Origin of the sequence: Micromonospora sp. NPDC052213, assembly GCF_040679695.1 — a bacterium.
GTDB lineage: Bacteria > Actinomycetota > Actinomycetes > Mycobacteriales > Micromonosporaceae > Micromonospora.
The window spans coordinates 1-1,126 of record NZ_JBFAVI010000389.1; the positions used below are offsets into that span (position 1 = coordinate 1).

Here is a 1,126-nt window from a genome sequence, read left to right on the forward strand (position 1 = left end):
TCCTGGCCGTCGTAGAGCACCGCGCCCTGCTGCTGGCGTTCGAAACCGAGCAGCAACCGGAGCAGTGTGGACTTCCCGCAGCCGCTCGGCCCGACGATGGCGACGAACTCACCCGGGCGCACGTGCAGGTCGATGTCGACGAGCACCGGCGGCTCGTCCGGCTGGTAGGCGAAGGTGACCCGGTGCAGTGCGACCTCACCGCGCAGCTCGCCCGGGTCCACCCGGTCCGGCCGGGCCTCGGGGTCGGCGCGCAGGATGTCCCGCAGGCCGCCCAGGCGGGGCACCGCCGCGATCACTTCGACCCCGGCCGACACCAGCACGAGCAGCGCGCCGAGCAGCATCGCGAAGCTGACGTTGAGGACGAAGAAGTCGGCCGGCGTGACCCGGCCGGCGAGCGGTCCCATCAGCACGGCGAACAGGACCAGTTGACCGGCGACCGGCAGCACCGTGGCGAACGCGACCAGGCCCGCCTGGCTCTGCCGGACCCGTTGCAGCGCCGCCCGGGCCACCGCGGCCACCTCCGACCAGCGGGCGTGCGCCCGGGCCTCGGCGGCCGCCACCTTGATCTTGACGATTCCCCCGAGCAACTGGTTGGTCATCGCCGCCGCCCGGTGCTCGGCCGGAAGCGCGATCCGTTGCCGGCGGACGATCAGGACGGCGAACGCGCCGAAGGCCAGCATGGTGACGGCGACGATCCCCGCCCCCCACAGCCCGAGCACGGGCTCGACCACCAGGAGCAGGCCGAGGGTCACCGCGACGGTCGCGGCCGCGGAGACGAGCTGCGGCAGCAGCGCGCTCAGCGCCTCGCCGACGAACGAGATCCCCAACATCGAGTTGGCGATCTCACCACTGCTGCGACCGGTGAAGAACCGGGCGGGCAGCCGCATGAGCCGGTCCCAGAGCGCCAGGTGCGCGCCGGACTGCAACCGGCCCTCCAACCGCAGCAACCGCAGGTTCTGCACCACGCCGACCAGTCCCGCGACCACAGCGGCGCTGAGCATCAGCGCGAGGAAACCGAACAGGCCGTCCACCTCACCCTGCCGGGCCAACTGGCCCAGCACCTCGCCGGTGGCCAGCGGCACGCCCAGGCCCAGCAGCGCCACGCAGGCGGCGGCGACGAGCAGCC

1 protein-coding gene is annotated in these 1,126 nt (G+C 73.2%); it reads right to left on the minus strand.

Features of this window, described 5'->3' with window-relative positions; translation table 11 throughout:
• Nucleotides 1–1,126, minus strand: a 1,126-nt coding sequence (locus tag AB0L34_RS34190) for an ABC transporter transmembrane domain-containing protein (protein WP_363709817.1), incomplete at both ends; no start/stop codon positions are given.